A 22,003-nucleotide genomic window follows, 5' to 3' on the forward strand; every position below is an offset into this window, starting at 1 on the left:
TGCACTTGTAATTTAAAAATGCTGAACTTTTAGAATAAACTTTAAATTACTATACGTTCGTAAGGGTCAGTAGAAATTCCTTCAGAAAGAATTTTCTTAGACCATTCTTTAGCACCGAAAAGTGAGTGATTACGGTAATTTCCGCATTCTTTTTCAGCAACACCAGGGACATTATCCCAACCAAATTCATCACTTGCAAGCTCTTCTAGAGAAGATTTAATTACTTTTGCAATTTCTTCTGAACTATGTTCACCCCACATAATCATGTGGAAACCAGTTTGACATCCAAAAGGTGAAAAGTCAATCATGCCATCAATTCTATCGCGAATTAAACTAGCCATGCTATGCTCAATAGTGTGTAAAGCGGCCATTCCAATGGCATTCGCATTAGGTTGAACAAAACGAACGTCAAAATTAGTGATAACATCGCCTTTAGGCCCAGTTTCGCTACCGATTAAGCGGACATAAGGGGCAAGTACTTTTGTGTGGTCTAATTGAAAAGATTCTACTTCAGCCATAAGATATAGGATACAAAACTCAGCTGATAAAAGTCAGCCTTGTTAGTATCTCCTCCTTTATTTTAAATTCTAATTCTATTCTATCATTTTTTGAGCGAAATATTTTTTCATTTTAATTATAAAGTGGTAAAATGACTTTATAACGGTTTCAAAAGAAGCCTTATTGCTTAAAAAAGCAAGAAACATCATTGTCAAAAAGAGTGAGGAGGGGAAGTGAACATCAGAGAAGTTGAAAAGTCATCTTTCTCCATCATTGGAAAAGAAGGCTTAGGTAAAGCACAAGAAGCTGACATTTGGATTCCACCACTCTGGCAAGAAGCAACCAACGCTTTTGAGGAAATTATTCATTTGATTAAGCAGCCACTCACAATTTTGGGGGCCATGTCTGATGAATCAGGGCAATTTAAACCATGGAATAATGGTGGACTCTATCTGGCAGGCGTTGAAGTTGAAAATTCAGCGCAAAAGCCTGAAAATTGGACTAAATGGACACTTCCAGGCTTTCGTTATTTCGTTGTTGAAACAACAACTTATGAAATGAACAAGACTTATTCAGACATGTGGAATTATTTAACTCAAAATGATTTAGAAATTGTTGGAGCAGTACAAGAACATCAATCAATTTCAGCAGAAAATCCTGAAGAGTTAGAACTTTGGTTTCCAATTGAAAGAATATAAAAGTCCAAATAGTTTCATTGATGACGAGTTGTTGTATTTCAAAAATTACTAAGGAGAAAAAAACATGACATTAACAGACACTTACACACTAAACAATGGCATTAAAATTCCAAAAGTTGGCTTTGGAACTTGGCAATCTGCGAGCGGAGAAGAAGCTTATAATGCGGTAAAAGCAGCACTTGAAGCAGGATATCGTCATATTGATACAGCGGCAGTTTATAAAAATGAAGAATCAGTCGGTCAAGCAATTGCTGATTCAGGAATTCCCCGTGAGGAACTTTTCGTTACAACAAAACTTTGGGGTGTAGGAACAACAGAGGACGCTGCGAAAGCCTTGGATGAATCCTTGAAAAAATTGGGACTTGATTATGTTGATTTGTACCTCATTCATTGGCCAAATCCTAAAGCATTCCGCCCTGATTTTGAAACACGTAATCTTGCAGTTTGGAAAGCCATGGAAGCAGGCGTAAAAGCTGGTAAAATCCGTGCAATTGGTGTTTCAAACTTCCACCCACGTCACCTAAAACCATTGTTGAAATTTGCTGAAATTAAACCAGCAGTTAACCAAATTATGGTCAACCCAAGTGATCAACAAGAAGAAATTGTAAGTTTTAATGTTGACAACAATATCTTGACTGAGGCTTACAGCCCACTTGGAACAGGTAAAATCTTTGAAGTTCCAGAACTTGCAGACTTGGCAAGTAAATACAACAAGAGTATTGCTCAAGTGGTATTGCGTTGGTCTCTTCACAAAGGATATTTACCACTTCCTAAATCAGTAACCCCTGCAAGAATTAAAGAAAATGCAGAAATCTTTGATTTTGATTTAAGTATTGAAGATATTGCTTTTATTGACAGCCTTCATGGAAAAGCTGGTTTGGCTAAAAACCCTGATGAAGTTGATTTCTAAAGAATAATTATGAACATATTTTACTGACAGATTGTTTACATCTCTTAAAAGACAGCAGAGAATTTGGTCAGTAATTTAAAAAAGGTCTGTCAGTAAAATTTTGCTGACAGGCTTTTTAGATTTTTGCTATAATAAAGAAAAATGATCAAATATCAAGGAGAAATGATGAAAAAAGCACTTGTTTTAGTTGATTTTCAAAATGATTTTATTGATGGAAGTTTGGGCACAAAAGAAGCACAAGCCATTATCCCAAATGTCATTGAAAAACTCTCTCAATATTCTAAAGAAAATCGTCTAGCAACCCAAGACACCCATTTTGAAGATTATTTAACGACACAAGAAGGCAAAAATCTGCCAGTTATTCATTGTCAAAATGGTACTTTTGGTTGGGAAATTCGTAAAGAAGCTCAAGTTGGCTTTGCTAAAATTTTTGAAAAAACAACTTTTGGTTCAAGAACATTGGCAGAATTTATTCGAGATGAAAATTATGATGAAGTTGAACTTGTCGGAATTTGTACGGATATTTGTGTTGTTTCCAATGCCTTGTTAATCAAAGCCTATGCGCCAGAAGTAAAAATAAGTGTTGATGCTTCTTGCTGTGCTGGAGTTTCACCTGAAAAACATTTGGCAGCACTTGAAACAATGCGTTCTTGTCAAATAGAAATCACGAATGCCTAATTTTGGTAAAAAGTTACTGACAGGTCTGTCAGTAATTTCAACTTGACAAAATCCTTATGATAATTGATAATGGAGTGAGAAATAAGAAAAATTTTGAAGGTGAGTGCGAGGTATAAATTTGGATTATCATCAATTATTTTCCCGCTTGAACGAAAAACTTTCAGAAGAAAATTTGCAACTTCACTTACACTGTGTTGGTGGTTTCGTCCTTGAATACTATGGAATGAAGGCAACAGAGGATATAGATGCCTTTTATGAAAGTACCGAAAAAGTTGAAAAAATCATTCAAGAAATTGGTGAAGAATTTCATGTCGGAACCTCTAATGAACCTTGGTTGAGTCAAGCAGTTGGCGAAGTCATGTCTCATTCAAAAACGGATGAAACAATTATTTTCGTGGAAAGTCATTTGACTGTTGGTCTGTCATCACTCGAATCTATTCTTATCGATAAAATACAGGCTGGCCGAACCAAAGATGTTCCAGACATCGCAAAAATAATGAAAAAATTAAAAATTGAAAGCCCAGATCCTCTCTTAGAACGATTTAAACATACAGATGGTTCAGCAGACCCAGCGGTCATTTTAGAGGCTTTTAGTTTAGCTTACGGTGAAGAAGCCTTAAAAAATTATTTACGAAAAAATCCAAAAATACTGAGGTTATTGCAATGACGTGGATTGAATATCTCCTGAATGCTGCTCAAAAGTCTAAATGGAATTTAGAACTTTGGGTCCGTTATTTAAATAAAGTGATTCAACGGGACAAAATTTTACTTTCAAAGACAGATATTGATTATTTAATGAGTTCTGAAGAATTAACTTCTTTTCAACGCGTTTTTCTTGAACTCGCGCTTGAAAAAGAAACAACACCTTGGGAAATGACTGTTGGCATGTCTGAACCGACTCAATCGATTCATCTTCAGTCTGTTTTAAAAGAATTAAAAAAAGAATGAATTAACTTTCATTCTTTTTATATTTTATAAATTACAATTTATTTAATACGAAGATATTGACCAATTAAAATGGTATCACTTGATAAATGATTCCAAGCCTTAATTGAAGCAATTGGGCTACCAGATTTTTGTGAAAGTCCCCAAAGTGTATCTCCTTTAACAACCTTATGGATAGAGGTATTTGAAGCTGCAGAAGAGTTAGAAGTTGAACTCGTAGAGGCTGAGCTTGAACCTGTTGAAGAACTTGAAGAACCGGCAGATTGTGAAACAATCAAGTTTTGTCCAATGAAAATTGTATCAGAATTCAAATGATTCCAACTCTTGAGTTGAGCAATCGTCGTTTTATATTTGACAGAGAGTCCCCAAAGCGTATCACCAGATTTAACCTTAATCGTCGTCTGTGAAGCTGGTTTGGCAGGAGTTACCGAAGTAGTAGGCGTTGTAGTTGCGGCAGAATTTCCTGAAGAAGTTGAACTATTTGTATTAGACGAAGAACTTGAAGTTTTCAATACAAGCTTTTGCCCAATATAGATGACTGTACTTTTAAGATTGTTCGCGCTTTGGATTTGAGCAACACTAATTCCATATTTTTGCGAAATTCCCCAAAGTGTATCGCCAGATTTAACCGTATAAGTGGTTGAGCTTATACTTGTATTATTATTGGTATTTGTAACTGTCGAACCACCAGTGTTAGAAGTACCAGCTGAAGAAGCCCCGTCAAAACGAGTCAAATTATATTGGGAGATAATTCGATTCAGGGAAGCACCATAATTAGGGTCAGTTGCATATTTTCCTGTTAAAGCTGCAGTTGCATCTTGATAAGTTGCTGCGTTTGCTCGCCAAGCTTTAGCATAATAAGGACCATTTCCAAAGTTTGTAGTTTTTAAAACATAAGCATTGTCTTGGAAACTTTGATTAAAGGAAGGATAAACCCTAAATGGCATATCTTTTGTGACCCATTTACCATTGAGATATTCTTGAGTTTTAAAAACAACGCTTTTTCCTTGGTAAGTTCCTTGAATACCGAATAAATTATAATAGGGGGCACGAGAAAGTTGGCTTGAACCCCAGTTACTTTCCAAAATAGCTTGGGCAATCATAACTGAAGGATAAAGACCATTGCTATCGGCAACTGGTTTTGCTGATGCAGCAATACTTTCAATAAAAGCTTCTGTCGAATTTGTTGCAGCTTGAACCATTGGGCTTGTTTGTTGGAGCAAAAGCTCATGAGTGGTCGTCAAAGTTCCTGCAATGAGAACAGCGCCAGCAAATTTGGTCGCTGGTTTATAAAAAGCCAGTGGTTTTTTGGCTTTCTTTTTTAAATGTCTATTTTTAACTTTAATACGAGAAACTGGCATAAATAATTCCTTTCCTGAAAATACAGAATAAAATAAGTACTACCCTATTTTACCACGCTTAATGGAAGAAAAAGATGACAATTATGTGGCGGTTTGTAAACGTTTTTTATTTAATGTTTTATATTGGCTAGAAAATGTGAGGATTTAGAGAAAAAGTCTGATTTAAGACGCATTGATTACGTTTTGAATACAAGGAGATTATATTTTGCTTTGCGAAATTGAGAAAAGGGAATGAAAACAAGCAACACAAGATATTGTGTGTGTTTACATAATTTAACCTATATATTGTGTCATTTCCGAGAATTTGATAAAATAGATGATGTAATTGAAGAGGATGGTTAATATGAAAAGTGAAGTAAAATATCAAGATGTAACACTAGAAGAAATTAATGTGATAAAGCGTGACGGACGCTCAGTGAAATTTAACAGTGAGAAAATTTTTGATGCTTTGACTAAAGCGGCTAAAAAAGTCGAACTGACAGATATGTCGGTTCTTTCAGAACTTACTGACAGAGTAGTCAGTGAAATCTTTACTCGTTTTTCTGAAAATGTCAAAATTTATGAAATTCAATCGATTGTTGAGCAAGAACTCCTTGAGTCTGGTGAAACTCAATTGGCTGAAGAATATATCTCTTATCGTGCTAACCGTGATTTGGCCCGTACCAAAGCAACGGATATCAATTTCACGATTGAAAAATTAATTAATCGCGACCAAACTGTCGTTAATGAAAATGCCAATAAAGATTCTAACGTTTTCAATACTCAACGTGATTTGACAGCTGGTGCGGTTTCCAAAGCAATTGGATTGAAACTTCTTCCGCCACATGTGGCAAATGCTCACCAAAAAGGTGATATTCATTATCATGACCTTGATTATAGTCCATTTACTACAATGGCTAACTGTTGTTTGATTGACTTTAAAAATATGTTTGAAAATGGTTTTAAACTTGGAAATGCGCAAGTAGATTCGCCAAAATCAATTCAAACAGCAACTGCGCAAGCCAGTCAAATCATCGCTAATGTGGCTAGTTCACAATATGGTGGTTGTTCATTTGACCGTGCCGATGAAGTATTGGCGCCTTACGCGAAATTAAATTATAAAAAACATTTAAAAGATGCACAAAAATGGATTGATGGTGCTGAAAAACAAGAAGCTTATGCTCGTGAAAAAACAGCCAAAGATATCTATGATGCAATGCAATCTTTAGAATATGAAATTAATACTTTGTTTACTTCAAATGGTCAAACGCCTTTTGTAACGGTTGGTTTTGGTCTTGGAGACGATTGGTATGCGCGTGAAATCCAAAAAGCAATTTTGAAAGTACGGATTGGTGGTTTAGGTTCAGAACACCGTACTGCCATTTTCCCTAAATTAATTTTCACGCTCAAACGTGGGCTTAACCTTGAAGTAGGGACACCAAACTATGACATCAAAGAACTTGCGCTTGAATGTTCAACAAAACGGATGTACCCTGATATTTTGAGCTATGATAAAATTGTTGAATTAACAGGTTCATTTAAAGCTTCAATGGGTTGTCGTTCATTCTTGCAAGGCTGGAAAGATGAAAATGGGAATGACGTGACTGCTGGACGTAATAATCTTGGAGTTGTTACAGTTAACCTTCCACGTATTGCTCTTGAAGCCGCTGGAAATAAAGAAAAATTCTGGGAAATCTTCAATGAAAGAATTGAAATTGCTCATGATGCCCTTGCTTTTCGTGTTGAACGTGCTAAAGAAGCACAACCTAAAAATGCACCTATTCTCTTTATGAATGGTGCATTGGGACGTCTTGATGCCGAAGGTTCAGTTGATGAATTGTACAATAAAGAACGTGCAACTGTAAGTTTAGGTTACATTGGACTTTATGAAGTGGCGACTACTTTTTATGGCCCAACTTGGGAAAATAATCCTGAAGCTAAAGCTTTTACAATTGAAATTGTGAAACGAATGCATGAAGATTGTGAAGATTGGTCTAAAGCCTCTGGTTATCATTATTCTGTTTACTCAACACCGTCAGAAAGTTTAACTGACCGTTTCTGCCGAATGGATAAAGAAAAATTCGGTTCAGTTGCAGATATTACTGACAAAGATTACTATACTAATTCTTTCCACTATGATGTGCGTAAAAATCCAACTCCATTTGAAAAATTAGAGTTTGAAAAAGACTATCCTGTTTATGCCAATGGTGGATTCATTCATTACTGTGAATATCCTGTTCTTCAACAAAATCCGAAAGCTCTTGAAGCAGTCTGGGACTTTGCCTACGATCGCATTGGATATCTTGGAACAAATGCACCAATTGACCACTGCTATGCTTGTGGCTTTGAAGGAGATTTTGCGGCAACGGAACGTGGATTTAAATGTCCACAATGTGGCAATGATGATCCTAAAACCTGTGACGTTGTCAAAAGAACTTGTGGATATCTTGGAAATCCGCAAGCACGTCCAATGGTTCATGGTCGTCACAAAGAAATTTCATCACGTGTAAAACATATGAATGGTTCTGTCGGAGCCTTGAACGATGGAAATTTGATTGATTCAGTCGAAGTTGACGAAGCGAAATCAAAATATTTTGCGGAGAAATAAGTATGAACAATCCAAAACCAGGAGAATGGAGAGCTGATGAACTCTCACAAAATTATATTGCAGATTATAAACCCTTCAATTTCGTTGATGGTGAAGGGGTGCGCTGCTCACTTTATGTGAGCGGCTGTATGTTTCATTGCGAGGGCTGCTATAATCAAGCCACTTGGTCATTTCGTTATGGAACGCCCTATACCAAAGAGCTTGAAGATAAAATTATGGCTGATCTTTCTCAACCTTATGTCCAAGGATTGACGCTTCTTGGTGGGGAACCTTTCTTGAACACGACATTTTTGATTCCTTTGCTCAAACGGATTCGTCGTGAGTTACCGGATAAAGATATTTGGTCATGGACAGGTTATACATGGGAAGAGATGTTGCTTGAAACAGATGACAAATTAGAAATGCTTGATTTGTTAGATATTTTAGTTGACGGTCGTTTTGAATTATCAAAGAAAAACTTAATGCTCCAATTCCGTGGGTCATCAAATCAGCGGATTATCGATGTACCAAAATCTCGAAAACAAGGACAAGTTGTCATTTGGGAAAAACTCAATGATGGTGAAAAAACTTTTGAACAAATTCATAAAGAAAAATTAATTTAAAAGTTACTTATGGATATTCGAGCATATTCGTAAGCACTAAAGTGCCAACGGCTATCTTCTGACAGAAATTCTGTCACTAAAAATAAGCACTGACAAATGCATCAGCGCTTATTTTTTAAATAATTTTGTAAAATCTGGTTCGTCGTCAGTAATTTTGAAATCTTTTAGCGCCGATTTTAGAGGGAGATGTTTCTTTTTTCCTTTTAAATAATTTTGACTTTCTTTGCTTTGGGCACTTTCGGCTAAGGAATTTTGCTTTTGCAGAACTCTATTTTCATTTTTCCTTTTGCTTTTCTTATTTTGGTCGGTGCTTTCAAAAGATTCATCTGGAAAAGTTTGAGAAAGTTGCTTGATAATGGTTTCTAAACCAAAGTTACTACTAATCCAAAAGGGTGTATCGGTTGCTTTACAAGCTTCTTTAGCAAATTGAACTGAATGATGAGCCACATTGCGGTTTCTCATAATGACGAAATCAGCTTTGGCAACAAGTTGATCAATCTCAAATCGATTAGGCTTTTTCTTATCAAAGCCAAGAAAAGAAACGCCAACTTTTGCCAAGCCCTCTCTAAAATCATGCCAATATTTAACTTCACATAGAACAAGTAGTGTTTTCATGTCATTCCTTACTGATGGCTCTGTCTTTACTGACAGGAGCGAATTATAGTGATTATAACACAATTTTGCTTAATGATAAATGTATTTTTTAAATATAAGTTTCAAAAATTTGACCTCATAAAAATAAAGTGGTAAATTAATAGCAGATGGGTATGGTGCACACCCGAAACCGTTTCAAGAAATAGCTTGAATCTAATGGCGCCTACAAAGCAAAGTCTTTTTTTGCCTTGTAGTCTGCCATTTTTTCTTTGACTTACAAGGCATTAAAGGAAAAGAAAAGGAGATTTATTATGACAGTCACAATCGAAAACATCCACGCAAGAGAAATTTTTGATTCTAGAGGAAATCCAACCGTTGAGGTAGATGTTAGATTAACAGATGGAACACTAGGACGCGCAGCAGTACCCTCAGGAGCATCAACCGGAGACCGTGAAGCAGTTGAATTAAGAGATGGTGGAGACCGTCTTCAAGGGAAAGGCGTTTCTAAAGCCGTCGCAAATATCAATGGCGAAATTTATGAAGCCTTGAAAGGACAATCACCATTTAATCAAGCAAAATTAGATCATTTGATGATTGAGCTTGACGGGACAAAAAATAAATCTCGTTTAGGGGCTAATGCAATTTTAGGGGTTTCAATGGCCATTTCTCGCGCGGCAGCGAATAGTGAAAAAATTCCACTCTATCGCTATCTTGGTGGAGTTGATTTAGAACTTCCTCAACCATTTTTCAATGTCATTAATGGTGGAGTACATGCCGATTCAGGAATTGACGTTCAAGAATTTTTGATTACACCAGTCAAACGGGAAAGCTTTCGCAATGGTTTAGAAAAAATTGCAAATATCTACCATACTCTGAAGAAAATTTTAGCTGACAAAGGGCTAGAAACAGCCGTAGGTGATGAAGGTGGCTTTGCCCCTAAACTTGGTTCTACTGAAAATGCAATTGCTACACTTTATCAAGCAATTGAAAGTGCAGGATATGTTCCTGGTGAAGAAATTGCGATTGCCATTGACCCAGCTTCAAGTGAATTTTATGATGATAAAGAAAAAGTTTATCGTTTTGAAGGGCAAAAATTGACTTCTAAAGAACTATTGACTTACTATGAAAATTTAGTTGAAAAATATCCAGCACTTATTTCCATTGAAGATGGATTTTCTGAACATGACTGGGATGGCTTTGCAGCTCAAACGAAAGCTCAAGGTCAAAAAATTCAATTAGTGGGTGACGATATTTTTGTGACAAATCCCGAAATTTTCAAAGAAGGAATTAAAAAAGGCGTAGCAAATGCTATTTTGATTAAACTTAATCAAATCGGAACAGTAACTGAAGCGATTGAAGCAATTAGTTTAGCGAGAAAAGCAGGCTATAAGACAATGATTTCTCACCGTTCAGGTGAAACAGTTGATAGCTACATTGCCGATTTTGCGGTAGCCATGCATGCTGGCCAAATAAAAACAGGTTCAATGGCTCGAAGTGAACGGGTTGAAAAATATAATCAATTCTTGCGAATTGAAGAAGAATTAGGAAAAGATGTAGCTCTTGCTAGTTTTCCAGGATAGATAAAAATAAAAAAACATTAATTTTTATAATTAATGTTTTTTTATTTTTAAGAATGTGAATTTATAAAGGAGAAGAGGGGATTCGAACCCCCGATACGCTTGTGACGTATACACACTTTCCAGGCGTGCTCCTTCGGCCACTCGGACACTTCTCCGACTTCCTTAATATTATAACAAAATTTCTTCTTGTTTAGCAATAACTTTTAAATGTTTTGTTTTGGCGATAAAGAATGTCATTTTTAGTAGAAATATAAAACTAAATGCTTAAAAGTGTTTAAAATTTGGTATAATAAGGGCTATGAATAAAATTCTCGAAGTAGAAAATTTAGTTTTTAAATATGAAAAAGAAAGTGATGTAAATCAGCTTAATGGGGTTTCCTTTTCGATTACAAAAGGGGAATGGGTTTCGATTATTGGCCAAAATGGTTCTGGGAAATCGACGACTGCTCGACTGATTGACGGTCTTTTTGAAGAATTTGAAGGAAAAGTCAAAATTGATGGAGAGCTTTTGACTGCTGAAAATGTCTGGAATCTTCGTCGAAAGATTGGGATGGTTTTTCAAAATCCGGATAACCAATTTGTTGGGGCAACGGTTGAAGATGATGTCGCTTTTGGTATGGAAAATCAAGGAATTCCACGGGAAGAGATGATTAAACGAGTTGACGAAGCTTTGCTTGCTGTCAATATGCTTGATTTCAAAACCCGCGAACCCGCGAGACTTTCTGGTGGACAAAAACAAAGGGTAGCCGTGGCTGGAATTATTGCTTTGCGACCTGAAATCATTATTCTTGATGAATCAACCTCAATGCTTGACCCAACCGGGCGTCAAGAGATTATGCGCGTGATTCATGAAATTAAAGAGAAATATCAACTGACCGTTTTATCTATTACTCATGACCTTGATGAAGCAGCAAGCTCTGACCGAATTTTAGTGATGAAAGCAGGAAAAATAATTAAGGAAGCGGCACCGTCTGAACTCTTTGCAACGAGTGAGGATATGGTTGAAATTGGACTAGATGTTCCCTTCTCTTCAAATTTAATGAAAGACCTGCGAAAAAATGGCTTTGATTTACCAGAAAAGTATCTGTCAGAAGACGAATTGGTAGAGCTTTTGGCTGATAAGTTGCGCTAAATTTACTGACAGAATTTCTGTCAGTAATAAAGGAGATTTGATCATGGAAATTGAACTTGTAAAAGTGGAAAAAAGTCAATCAAACCATGTTTTGAAACTCTATCAGTTCATTTTTAGTCTCTATTTGAAAAAGTATCATGATGATGAGATTAACCCAGCAAACACTCCCATAACAAAAATTGAAAGATGGTTTGATAAAGAATTTATGAGCTTATTTTTTATTAAATTTGACGAAAAAATTGTAGGTATTGTTCGTCTAGCTCATGTGACTTGGGATTTTGAAGGTCAAGATAAAATTCATATCGGAGACTTTGGCATTTTACCAGATTATCAAAATCTAGGTTTGGGGCAAATGACCATAAAGAAACTTGAACAGATGTACCATCCTAAAGATGGGTGGGAACTATCAACTATTTTGCAAGAAGCAGGCAACATCCATTTTTATGAAAAACTTGGTTATCAAGCTACTGGGAGTTTGACACATATTAATGAAAAAATGGATATTATTGGATTTGAGAAAAAAGAAAAATGATTAAATTTGAAAAAGTAAATTATACTTATCAGCCCAACAGTCCCTTTGCCAGTCGTGCCCTTTTTGACATTGATTTAGAAGTCAAAAAAGGAAGTTATACGGCTTTGATTGGGCATACTGGTTCTGGTAAATCGACACTTTTGCAACATCTGAATGGATTGTTGCAGCCTACACAAGGGACGGTTAGAGTAGGTGATATTGTTGTCACTTCAACAAGTAAACAAAAAGAGATTAAACCTGTCCGCAAAAAAGTAGGTGTAGTCTTTCAATTTCCTGAAAGCCAACTTTTTGAAGAAACGGTTTTAAAAGATGTCGCTTTTGGACCACAAAACTTTGGAATTTCAAAAGAAGAAGCTGAGAAAATTGCTGCTGAGAAACTGGAAATGGTCGGCCTTTCAAAAGAATTTTGGGAAAAATCTCCTTTTGAACTTTCAGGAGGACAAATGCGTCGTGTGGCCATTGCTGGGATTCTCGCGATGGAACCAGAAGTTTTGGTACTTGATGAACCAACAGCGGGCCTTGACCCAAAAGCTAGAATTGAGATGATGAAACTTTTTGAGAGTATTCATCAGACGGGTCAAACCGTTGTTTTAGTCACTCATTTAATGGATGACGTGGCCGATTATGCTGACTATGTTTATCTTCTTGAAAAAGGACATATTATCAGCTGTGGTACTCCGTCAGATGTTTTTCAAGAAGTTGATTTTTTGAAAGCACATGAATTGGGAGTGCCAAAAGCGACTCATTTTGCTGACCAACTTCAAAAAACAGGGGCCTATACTTTTGAAAAATTGCCAATCACACGAGCTGAACTTGTTAATTTACTAACAAGTCTGTCAGTAAAATCAGGAGGTGAAAACTGATGCAAAATATGCTGATGGGACGTTATATTCCAGGTGATAGTATCATTCACCGCATGGACCCGCGGTCAAAACTTTTGGTGATGATTGCTTTTGTTGTCATTATCTTTTTGGCTCACGATTGGTTAGGTTATCTTCTTTTAGTGCTTTACACTTTAGCGGGTGTTTTATTATCCAAGATTTCAGTTTCTTATTTTTTAAAAGGCCTACGGCCAATGATTGGTTTAATTCTGTTCACAGTTATTTTCCAAATGCTTTTTACTAATGGTCAACATGTCATTTTTAGTCTATGGTTTATCAAAATTTCAACTGAATCTTTGATTAATGCTGTTTATATTTTCTTTCGTTTTGTCTTGATTATTTTTATGTCAACAATTTTGACGCTGACCACGCCACCATTGACCTTGGCTGATGGAATTGAAAAAGGCTTAGGACCTTTGAAAAAAATCAAAGTCCCTGTTCACGAATTAGGTTTGATGTTATCTATTTCTTTACGCTTTATTCCAACACTAATGGATGACACAACAATGATTATGAATGCTCAAAAAGCCAGAGGAATGGATTTTGGCGAAGGAAATTTACTGAAAAAAATCAAATCAGTCATTCCAATTTTAATTCCATTATTTGTCAGTTCTTTCCGCCGTGCGGATGACTTAGCAGTCGCAATGGAAAGCAGAGGCTATCAAGGGGGAGATGGACGTACAAAATACCGTCAACTCAAATGGAAAATGCGAGATAGCTTGCTCGTTGTATCTATTATCATAATGACAATTTTACTTATTTTATGGTCAAAAGTTTCCTAAATAAAAGCTCAAGAGGAGAAAAAATGATTACTTTAAACGTAAATAGCTTGGAAAATGCAGAAATTTTTTGGAAAGAATTAGGTTTGGAAGATGAAGTAGCACTTAATGAAACCTATGACCCAAATCCTGAAACTTTAGCAATTTTCGTAGAGACAATTGATGAAATTCATGATAAAATCATTGAACTTGGACTTCCTGTAAGTCCAATTACGCCAGCTGTTGATGGAAGATTCATGTTTTCTTTTATTGCTCCTGAGGACAATACCTTTATTGTTATTGGTGAATGGGTCGAAAGACCTTACACTGGAGAAATGCGCACTGAATTTTTTGAAAATGTAAAAGGACTAATTCCACTTGCGCCAGAACGTCTGTCAGAGCTGACAGAAGGCCAATTTGTTCTTTTTGGACGTGTCACTTGTCCTTGGACCAGAAGATTTGTTAAGGCTCTTCCTGACTATGCTGACAAAATGATTTATTACGTTGACACAGAAAATACAGACCTCAATCCAGAATTACAAGCGATTCGCAAAGCTCACGAAGTAGAAACCGTTCCAACATTTATGAAGAGAAGTGCTGACGGAACTTTTGTCAAATTTGATAAAAAGAAAGAAAGTCTTTCTGAGTTTATAAAATAAATGCTGACAGTTCTGTCAGTAAAAAAACAGTTTCGGCTGTTTTTTCTTTAAGCAGAATTGAAAATTTTCCAAATATTTGATAATTTGCTATAATATAGAACAATAATATTGTAGGTAAAATGATTCTGTCAGTAAATTTTTTACTGACAGAATCATAAAAAGGCCTATAAAGTGTCATCAATAACTGAATGGCCCTAGAATGGAGTAAAAATGGAAGCACAAAAACTATCAGCACAAGAAATAATTCAATTTATCGGGAACGCTGAGAAAAAAACACGTGTCAAGGTAACCTTATCAGGAATGCCTAGTTTTAAAGCAGCTGGTTTTCTTGCTGAAAATGGGCGTCCAAATTTTAAGGCATTAGCCAATAAAGGAATCCAAGTTCTGGGAGATTTTCACACACATTACAGCTTAAAAATTATCATTGGAGATTGGCAAGCAGTACGTCCATTGCTTTCTGGCTTGACTGAGAATAAAGATTACACGCTAGAACTTGAAGGTCGAAATTCAGCTGTTCCTCTCCTTGATACCAGAGAAATCAATGCTCGAATTGAGCCAGGAGCAATTATTCGTGACCAAGTAACTATTGGCGATAGTGCGGTCATTATGATGGGGGCTATCATCAATATCGGAGCTGAAATTGGTGAAGGCACAATGATTGATATGGGGGCAATTTTGGGTGGCCGTGCAACGGTTGGTAAGAACTCTCATATTGGTGCTGGAGCTGTTTTGGCTGGTGTTATTGAGCCTGCAAGTGCTGAACCTGTTCGTGTTGGGGATAATGTCCTTGTGGGAGCCAATGCTGTTGTAATCGAAGGAGTACAAGTCGGTTCAGGTTCCGTTGTTGCAGCAGGGGCAATTGTTACCCAAGATGTTCCAGAAAACGTTGTTGTTGCTGGTGTTCCAGCTCGAATTATCAAAGAAATAGATGAAAAAACACAACAAAAAACGGCTTTAGAAGATGCCCTTAGAAATTTGTAAAATTAAAGAAATAGCTTATTTCTGAACTTTTGTTAATCTTAGCAAAAGTTTTTTTGCTAAAAAGAGCAATATACAGCCAAAAAAGAGTAAAATAAATAAAAAAACTTTTGAAATTTAGCTTAGTAATGAGGAAAAAATATGATAAATTTAATCGAAATCAGACGGCAGCTTCACCAAATTCCTGAAATTGGTCTTGAAGAATACGAAACTCAAAAGTATTTACTAGACATTATTCAAGAACTGACTCAAAATAAATCATTTATTCAAGTGAGAACATGGCAAACCGGTATTCTAGTTTATCTAGCAGGAAGTCAGGGTCAAAAGACAATTGGTTGGCGAACAGATATTGACGGTCTGCCTATTGAGGAATTAACCGATTTACCTTATGCTAGTAAAAATGGGCGAATGCACGCTTGTGGACACGATATTCACATGACCGTTGCTCTTGGTTTATTGGAAAAAATGAGAGAAAGTCAACCAAGAGATAATCTCCTCTTTCTCTTTCAACCTGCTGAAGAAAATGAAGCGGGCGGAAAATTAATGTATGATGCTGGAGCATTTGAAAATTGGCTTCCTGATGAATTTTATGGATTACATGTCAGACCAGATTTAAAAGTAGGAGATATCGCTACGAATCAGCATACGCTTTTTGCAGGAACTTGTGAAGTTGAATTATCCTTTATTGGAACAGGAGGACATGCTGCTTTTCCTCACACAGCAAATGATGCTTTGGTGGCAGCCGCTTATTTTATCACTCAAGTTCAGACGATTGTAAGCCGTAATGTGGATCCGTTAGCTTCAGCAGTGGTTACATTTGGGGAAATGGAAGCTGGAACAACAAATAATATTATCGCTGAACGTGCTTTTTTACATGGAACTATCCGGAGTCTGACCCAAGAAGTCAATGAATTGACTCAAAAACGTTTAAGAGAACTTGCAAATGGAATCGCGCAATCTTTTAACATGGAAATTGAGCTTAAACTTAAACAAGGCGGCTATCTTCCAGTTGAAAATCATCCTGAACTTGCTAAAGAACTGATGGATTTTTTCAAAAAAGAAACTAAGGCTAATCTTATTGACATCGCTCCAGCCATGACTGGTGAAGATTTTGGTTACCTTTTGAGCAAAATTCCTGGAGTCATGTTCTGGTTAGGAATTGATAGTGATGCTCCCCTTCATTCACAAAAAATGAATCCAGACGAGAATGTTCTTGATTTTGCTGTTGATACAATTAGCCAATTTTTACAATTTAAAGTTAATAGGTTATCAGAAGATGAAAAAACGATAAATTAATGGCTTTAATCTTAAGAATAGATATGTTAAGATAGGAAAATAGAGTTTTTTTAAATCATTCAGTAGTTAAATTGTTACAATTGAACTTTTTTGAAATGATAAAAGTTATTTAGGGAAGAATAATGAAACAAAGAAGATTAAAATCAAAAGGAGCAAAAAAAGCTTTTTGGAAGCTTACCTTGCTTATAGGTGCGTTATTAATAGTGGTAGCGGGAGTAGGAACCTATTATTATGATCAAGGAGTTCAAAAGCAAAAAATTGCTTATGAAAAACAAGTAGATGAGGCGAGAAATGCAAAAGACAAGGCCTATGATTCAAGAAAAGCAAACGATATTGAACAGGCTCATAAGTTAATTGATAAGCTTCATGTTAAAGATAAAACTTCTTTAGATAAATCAATGAGCCAATTGACAAACTATTTGTCAGAGATTGACAAAGTAAACCAGATTGTTGCAAAAGCCCATGAAAATATAAGTGAAGAAGGAATAAAAAGCTCTGAAGAGGCTTTAGAATTATTAAAGGCTCCGTATGAGAAATCAGACAAAGAAGCATTGGCAAAACAAGTAAATGCTGACAAACAAATACTTATTGAGCGTCAAAAAGAAGCGGAGCGTATTGCGAACGTTCAAAATCAATATGCAAATAAAAAATTGATTGCCTTGACCTTTGATGATGGACCAAACCCTAATACGACCCCTCAATTATTAAAAATTTTATCAGATGCACAAGTTCCAGCAACCTTTTTTGCTTTAGGAAAACAAGCCCAAGCCTGCCCCCAAATTATTAAAGAAGAAGCTGATAGAGGAAATGAAGTCGCTTCGCATACATGGGACCATAAAGACTTGGTAACACTCTCACCAGACCAACAAAAGCAAGAAATTGAGAGTGCAAATCAGTTAATTAATAAAATTACAGGTAAAAACGTAACACTCTTCCGTCCACCTTATGGAAGTTATAATAAATCTGTTTTAAGTCAAACAAATTTAAGTGCAGTTAATTGGACTGTTGACACAAATGACTGGCGTTATCGTACAAGTGCTCCAGTTGTTCAAAATGTTTCGACTTACGCTCATGATGGAGCAATCATTTTGATGCATGATATTCACCAATGGTCAGTAGATGCTGTGCCGCAGATTATTCAAAATTTGAAAGCACAAGGTTATACCTTTGTAGCGGTCAGCACTTTGCTAACAGTACAAGATGGGGGAGCTAAGGCTCAACAAGTTTATTTTGGTAGATAATAAAATAAGAAGAGGAGAAGTGATTCTGCTCTTTTTATTCGTTTTTAACGAAGGTTTATTCTAAAAAATTCATATCCAATGAGTTTATTCTTGACAACTTATGGGAAACTTGATATACTAATATAGTCGTTTGAGAGAAACGCAGGCGTGGCTCAACTGGATAGAGTACCTGACTACGAATCAGGCGGTTGTAGGTTCGAATCCTACCGCTTGCATAAACAGAATATGGCGAAAGTCATTTTTTTGTTTGATACTGATATTTTATATAAAATATCAGTATCGGTAAGAATTTAAAAATTCTAAAATAATATTTGGAACTTCGCGATAAGCGCGAAGAACTGAATTGCTAAACGCTAAAGCGTCAAGCACTTCATGTCCGGGAAGTAGCTCAGCTTGGTAGAGCTCAAAGCATGCTTTGAGGCTGTGGATAGGAATTTGCGAAGCAAATTTACTTTACAAGTACTTTTAAAAGTGGAGATACTGAACAAAGAAGTTTCAAAAATTTAATATTAGCTACGGGAAGTAGCTCAGCTTGGTAGAGTACTTGGTTTGGGACCAAGGTGTCGCAGGTTCGAATCCTGTCTTCCCGATTACCGACTAACCCTAACTCATCTTTCGTGGATGAGTTTTTTTGATGTCAAAATTAAATAATCTTCCATAATTCTTGAAAGTGTTATCAAGATATGATAAAATTCAAGTGATAATGTGAGTTTAGAAAATTACTAAAAGCGAGCATTAAATGAAAGGAGCCATCATGGCATATAAATCACATAAATTTGGTAAACGTAACGGTAAAAAACATTTCAACGCAGTAGGCGTAAGAACTGCACCAAAACCAGAAGCTAAAAAAGAAGAAAAATAATTTTTGTTTAGGAATTTTAAATTACTTAAAATTGAATCCTAATCTCTTGATTTTCTAACTCATCTCTTGCAGATGAGTTTTTTATTTAAATCACTCGTTCTAATGTGAAAAATATTGACAAAATAAGGATTTTTGGTATAATAGAAAAGTTGAATATAGCAGTCAGCTAGAAAGCTCGTCAACATTTTGCTGTTATGTCAGGGAGCGTAAGCTATTATACTCCTTGTGTCAAGTAACTGAAGCTATAAGCGAAGGTAAAATGAACGAATTCGAGGCTGTCAATATTCTTCAAATAAAATATTTGGAGGACATAAATTATGTCACGTTACACTGGTCCATCATGGAAACAATCACGCCGTTACGGTATCTCACTTTCTGGTTCTGGTAAAGAAATCGCTCGTCGTAACTACGTACCTGGACAACACGGTCCAAACAACCGTTCAAAACTTTCTGAATACGGTCTTCAATTGGCTGAAAAACAAAAACTTCGTTTTTCATACGGTCTTTCTGAACGTCAATTCCGTAACTTGTACATTGCTGCAACTAAAGTTAAAGAAGGAACTGTTGGTTTCAACTTCATGACTTTGCTTGAACAACGTCTTGATAACGTTGTTTTCCGTCTTGGTCTTGCGACTACTCGTCGTCAAGCACGTCAATTCGTAAACCACGGACATATCCTTGTTGACGGAAATCGCGTTGATATCCCATCATTCCGCGTACAACCTGGTCAAGTGATCTCAGTTCGCGAAAAATCTATGAAAGTTCCTGCAATCCTTGAAGCTGTTGAAGCTACTAAAGGTCGCGCTAACTTCGTATCATTTGATGCTGATAAACTTGAAGGAACTCTTGTTCGTCTTCCTGAACGTGATGAAATCAACCCAGAAATCAATGAAGCATTGATCGTTGAATTCTACAACAAAATGATGTAATTTCTTATTTGCATTTTGAAATCGCTCCTGTTTGGGAGCGATTTTTTTGTGACTTTTTTGGTAAAATAGAGGTAGGACACTGTCCTTTAAAATTGATGACAAAAACTAGTTAAGGATTATTTCTAAGTGGAAAATGTTAAAAAAATTGCTGAATTGTTGAATATCAAAAATTCACAAGTTGAAAAAGTATTAGAATTGACGGCAGAGGGGAACACAGTTCCGTTTATTGCTCGTTATCGTAAAGAAGCAACAGGTTCACTTGACGAAGTTGAAATCAAAAAAATTATTGATGAAGATAATTTACTGACAAAATTATCAGAACGTAAAACGGCTGTTTTGTCAAAAATTGAAGAGCTTGGTAAGTTGACTGATTCGCTTAAAACACAAATTTTGGCTGCTGAAAAACTGACAGAAGTTGAAGATTTATATTTGCCTTACAAAGAAAAACGGCGCACAAAAGCAACGATTGCAAAGGAAAATGGTTTATTTCCTTTGGCTCAATTGATTGTAAAAAATTCAGCGAATCTTGAAGAAGAAGCTGAAAAATTTGTCAATGAGAATTTTACAAGCCCTCAAAAAGCTTTGGAAGGTGCCGTGGATATTTTGTCAGAAGCGATTTCTGAAGATGCGCGTTTGCGTTCATGGCTGACTGGTGAAATCAAAAACAATAGTTTACTGACAAGTAGTTTGAAAAAAGATGCCGTTGATGAAAAGCAAGTTTTTCAAATGTATTATGAATTCTCAGAAAAAGTTTCAGAATTACCAAATTATCGTGTATTGGCTTTAAACCGTGGTGAAAAATTGGGGATTCTGTCAGTAAAATTTGAAAATAACGAAGACAAAATTTTACGTTATTTTGCCGCCCGTTTTGCTGCTCAAAATAATCCAATGATGCAAGTGGCCATTAAAGATGCTGTCAAGAAAAAATTGATTCCGGCTATGGAACGTAGTATTCGGACTGAACTGACAGAAAAAGCTGAAGCTTCTGCCATCGAAGTTTTTGGCGAAAATTTGAAAAATCTGTTGTTGGTGGCTCCGCTTAAAGGGCGTGTAGTCATGGGATTTGACCCTGCTTACCGTACTGGAGCAAAGCTTGCTATTGTTGATGAGACAGGTAAATTATTGATGACAACGGTCATTTATCCTGTGAAGCCAGCAAATGCAGGTCAAATTGCTCAAGCGAAAAAAGATTTAGCAAAATTCATTCGAGAATATGGTGTGAATATGATTGCGATTGGGAATGGAACTGCCAGTCGCGAATCTGAAAGTTTTGTTGCAGAAGTACTCAAGGAAAATAATTTTTCTGATGTTTATTATGTGATTGTCAGTGAATCTGGAGCCTCTGTTTATTCAGCGAGCGAGTTGGCACGTGAAGAATTTCCAGAATTGACTGTTGAAAAACGTTCAGCAATTTCGATTGCACGCCGTTTGCAAGATCCATTGGCTGAACTTGTAAAAATCGAACCAAAAGCCATTGGTGTTGGTCAATATCAACATGATGTTTCTGAGAAAAAATTAACAGAAAATCTTGATTTTGTCGTGGAAACAGTAGTTAACCAAGTTGGTGTTAATGTCAATACAGCCAGTCCTAGTTTGCTTTCGCACGTAGCTGGCCTTAATAAAAGTTTGGCACAGAATGTAGTAAAATATCGTGAAGAAAATGGCGCACTCAAAACAAGAGCGGAACTAAAAAAAGTCCCACGTTTGGGAGCTAAAGCATTTGAACAAGCGGCAGGTTTCTTAAGAATTCCAGAAGGTAAAAATTTCCTTGACAACACCGGTGTTCACCCAGAATCTTATAAAGTGACGGAACAACTTTTGGCGGAAATTTCCGCTGATAAACCTGTCAGTAACGAAGAATTGCTGACCAAACTTTCGTCAGTAAATATTCCTGAAATGGCTGAAAAACTTGCTCTTGGTCAGGAAACATTGACTGATATTATCAATGATTTACAAAAACCAGGCCGTGATTTGCGTGATAGTTTTGATGCCCCAATTTTAAGACAAGATGTTTTGTCAGCTGGAGATTTACAAATTGGTCAACAACTTGAAGGTGTAGTTCGTAATGTTGTTGATTTCGGTGCCTTTATTGATATCGGAATTAAAAATGATGGCTTGGCACACGTTTCTGATTTGAGTAAATCTTTTGTCAAAAATCCAAGTGATGTTGTCGCTGTAGGGCAAATCGTAACGGTTTGGGTTAAATCTCTCGATTTACAAAGAGGGAAAATTAATTTAACCTTTGTGAACCCACGAGAAAAATAATCTGTCAATAAATTTTT

22 protein-coding genes, 3 tRNA genes and 1 riboswitch are annotated in these 22,003 nt (G+C 36.2%); of the genes, 20 read left to right on the plus strand and 5 right to left on the minus strand.

The window, feature by feature from the left end; genetic code table 11:
- Positions 1–41: 41 nt before the first annotated feature.
- Positions 42–518, minus strand: a complete 477-nt coding sequence (locus LDP15_RS08870; RefSeq protein WP_015425742.1) for an S-ribosylhomocysteine lyase — start codon at positions 516–518, stop codon at positions 42–44.
- Positions 519–731: 213 nt separating this feature from the next.
- Here LDP15_RS08870 and LDP15_RS08875 point away from each other — a divergent pair, with 213 nt between their 5' ends.
- From LDP15_RS08875 to LDP15_RS08895, 5 genes are all read left to right on the plus strand, one after another.
- Positions 732–1,196, plus strand: a complete 465-nt coding sequence (locus LDP15_RS08875) for a GyrI-like domain-containing protein (protein ID WP_015425743.1) — start codon at positions 732–734, stop codon at positions 1,194–1,196.
- A gap of 64 nt (positions 1,197–1,260) precedes the next feature.
- Positions 1,261–2,106, plus strand: coding sequence for an aldo/keto reductase (locus LDP15_RS08880; protein WP_003131189.1), 846 nt, complete (start codon positions 1,261–1,263; stop codon positions 2,104–2,106).
- Between the two features lie 165 nt (positions 2,107–2,271).
- Positions 2,272–2,784: a cysteine hydrolase family protein gene (locus tag LDP15_RS08885; RefSeq protein WP_023189990.1), complete on the plus strand. Its 513-nt coding sequence runs from the start codon at positions 2,272–2,274 to the stop codon at positions 2,782–2,784.
- Positions 2,785–2,902: 118 nt separating this feature from the next.
- Positions 2,903–3,451 carry a DUF6036 family nucleotidyltransferase gene (locus LDP15_RS08890; RefSeq protein ID WP_003131191.1) on the plus strand — a complete coding sequence of 183 codons (549 nt, stop codon included), beginning with the start codon at positions 2,903–2,905 and terminating at the stop codon, positions 3,449–3,451.
- Positions 3,448–3,732, plus strand: coding sequence for a hypothetical protein (locus tag LDP15_RS08895; RefSeq protein WP_003131192.1), 285 nt, complete (start codon positions 3,448–3,450; stop codon positions 3,730–3,732). The genes LDP15_RS08890 and LDP15_RS08895 overlap by 4 nt, the downstream gene beginning before the upstream one ends.
- A gap of 38 nt (positions 3,733–3,770) precedes the next feature.
- Here LDP15_RS08895 and LDP15_RS08900 read toward each other — a convergent pair whose 3' ends face one another.
- Positions 3,771–5,090: a LysM peptidoglycan-binding domain-containing protein gene (locus LDP15_RS08900; RefSeq protein ID WP_015425746.1), complete on the minus strand. Its 1,320-nt coding sequence runs from the start codon at positions 5,088–5,090 to the stop codon at positions 3,771–3,773.
- 343 nt (positions 5,091–5,433) lie between these two features.
- Between LDP15_RS08900 and nrdD the strand changes: the two genes are divergently transcribed.
- Positions 5,434–7,677 carry an anaerobic ribonucleoside-triphosphate reductase gene (gene nrdD / locus LDP15_RS08905; RefSeq protein WP_029344778.1) on the plus strand — a complete coding sequence of 748 codons (2,244 nt, stop codon included), beginning with the start codon at positions 5,434–5,436 and terminating at the stop codon, positions 7,675–7,677.
- Positions 7,674–8,279: an anaerobic ribonucleoside-triphosphate reductase activating protein gene (gene nrdG, locus LDP15_RS08910; protein ID WP_171052460.1), complete on the plus strand. Its 606-nt coding sequence runs from the start codon at positions 7,674–7,676 to the stop codon at positions 8,277–8,279. Before nrdD ends, nrdG begins: the two co-directional genes overlap by 4 nt.
- Before the next feature lie 108 nt (positions 8,280–8,387).
- Here nrdG and LDP15_RS08915 read toward each other — a convergent pair whose 3' ends face one another.
- Positions 8,388–8,894 carry a DUF2325 domain-containing protein gene (locus LDP15_RS08915; protein WP_015425749.1) on the minus strand — a complete coding sequence of 169 codons (507 nt, stop codon included), beginning with the start codon at positions 8,892–8,894 and terminating at the stop codon, positions 8,388–8,390.
- A gap of 139 nt (positions 8,895–9,033) precedes the next feature.
- Positions 9,034–9,106, plus strand: a riboswitch (Fluoride riboswitch).
- A 78-nt stretch (positions 9,107–9,184) separates the two neighbouring features.
- Here LDP15_RS08915 and eno point away from each other — a divergent pair.
- Positions 9,185–10,453 carry a phosphopyruvate hydratase gene (gene eno / locus LDP15_RS08920; RefSeq protein WP_015425750.1) on the plus strand — a complete coding sequence of 423 codons (1,269 nt, stop codon included), beginning with the start codon at positions 9,185–9,187 and terminating at the stop codon, positions 10,451–10,453.
- A 67-nt stretch (positions 10,454–10,520) separates the two neighbouring features.
- On the opposite strand, the gene LDP15_RS08925 is transcribed toward eno, so the two are convergent.
- A tRNA-Ser gene (locus LDP15_RS08925) sits at positions 10,521–10,608 on the minus strand.
- A gap of 143 nt (positions 10,609–10,751) precedes the next feature.
- Here LDP15_RS08925 and LDP15_RS08930 point away from each other — a divergent pair.
- Genes LDP15_RS08930 through LDP15_RS08950 form a run of 5 tightly spaced genes read left to right on the plus strand, consistent with a single transcriptional unit; the run spans position 10,752 to position 14,415 of the window.
- Entirely contained in the window at positions 10,752–11,585 is an 834-nt protein-coding gene (locus LDP15_RS08930; protein ID WP_012897143.1) for an energy-coupling factor ABC transporter ATP-binding protein, read from the plus strand.
- 43 nt (positions 11,586–11,628) lie between these two features.
- Positions 11,629–12,117 (plus strand): GNAT family N-acetyltransferase, encoded by a 489-nt coding sequence (locus tag LDP15_RS08935; protein ID WP_052312050.1) that lies wholly within the window; start codon positions 11,629–11,631, stop codon positions 12,115–12,117.
- Positions 12,114–12,980, plus strand: a complete 867-nt coding sequence (locus tag LDP15_RS08940) for an energy-coupling factor ABC transporter ATP-binding protein (protein WP_015425751.1) — start codon at positions 12,114–12,116, stop codon at positions 12,978–12,980. Before LDP15_RS08935 ends, LDP15_RS08940 begins: the two co-directional genes overlap by 4 nt.
- Entirely contained in the window at positions 12,980–13,780 is an 801-nt protein-coding gene (locus LDP15_RS08945; protein ID WP_004255779.1) for an energy-coupling factor transporter transmembrane protein EcfT, read from the plus strand. Before LDP15_RS08940 ends, LDP15_RS08945 begins: the two co-directional genes overlap by 1 nt.
- Before the next feature lie 23 nt (positions 13,781–13,803).
- On the plus strand, positions 13,804–14,415 hold the full coding sequence (locus LDP15_RS08950; protein WP_225513383.1) for a thiol-disulfide isomerase: 612 nt from the start codon (positions 13,804–13,806) through the stop codon (positions 14,413–14,415).
- Here LDP15_RS08950 and LDP15_RS08955 read toward each other — a convergent pair.
- Positions 14,405–14,593 (minus strand): hypothetical protein, encoded by a 189-nt coding sequence (locus tag LDP15_RS08955; RefSeq protein WP_042230033.1) that lies wholly within the window; start codon positions 14,591–14,593, stop codon positions 14,405–14,407. The genes LDP15_RS08950 and LDP15_RS08955 overlap by 11 nt on opposite strands.
- Positions 14,594–14,625: 32 nt before the next feature.
- Here LDP15_RS08955 and dapD point away from each other — a divergent pair, with 32 nt between their 5' ends.
- From dapD to LDP15_RS08990, 7 genes are all read left to right on the plus strand, one after another.
- Positions 14,626–15,396, plus strand: a complete 771-nt coding sequence (gene dapD / locus LDP15_RS08960; protein ID WP_010905260.1) for a 2,3,4,5-tetrahydropyridine-2,6-dicarboxylate N-acetyltransferase — start codon at positions 14,626–14,628, stop codon at positions 15,394–15,396.
- A gap of 138 nt (positions 15,397–15,534) precedes the next feature.
- On the plus strand, positions 15,535–16,689 hold the full coding sequence (locus tag LDP15_RS08965; protein ID WP_015425753.1) for an N-acetyldiaminopimelate deacetylase: 1,155 nt from the start codon (positions 15,535–15,537) through the stop codon (positions 16,687–16,689).
- A gap of 122 nt (positions 16,690–16,811) precedes the next feature.
- On the plus strand, positions 16,812–17,930 hold the full coding sequence (locus tag LDP15_RS08970; RefSeq protein WP_015425754.1) for a polysaccharide deacetylase family protein: 1,119 nt from the start codon (positions 16,812–16,814) through the stop codon (positions 17,928–17,930).
- A 141-nt stretch (positions 17,931–18,071) separates the two neighbouring features.
- Positions 18,072–18,145 (plus strand) — tRNA-Arg (locus LDP15_RS08975).
- A gap of 301 nt (positions 18,146–18,446) precedes the next feature.
- Positions 18,447–18,520, plus strand: a tRNA-Pro gene (locus LDP15_RS08980).
- A gap of 589 nt (positions 18,521–19,109) precedes the next feature.
- On the plus strand, positions 19,110–19,721 hold the full coding sequence (gene rpsD / locus LDP15_RS08985; RefSeq protein ID WP_015425755.1) for a 30S ribosomal protein S4: 612 nt from the start codon (positions 19,110–19,112) through the stop codon (positions 19,719–19,721).
- Positions 19,722–19,847: 126 nt separating this feature from the next.
- A complete protein-coding gene (locus tag LDP15_RS08990; protein ID WP_225513384.1) occupies positions 19,848–21,986 on the plus strand; it encodes a Tex family protein in 2,139 nt (712 codons plus the stop codon).
- Positions 21,987–22,003 lie beyond the last annotated feature (17 nt).

The sequence above is a fragment of the Lactococcus sp. SK2-659 genome (assembly GCF_020218185.2).
In the GTDB taxonomy this organism is placed as follows: Bacteria; Bacillota; Bacilli; order Lactobacillales; family Streptococcaceae; genus Lactococcus; species Lactococcus lactis.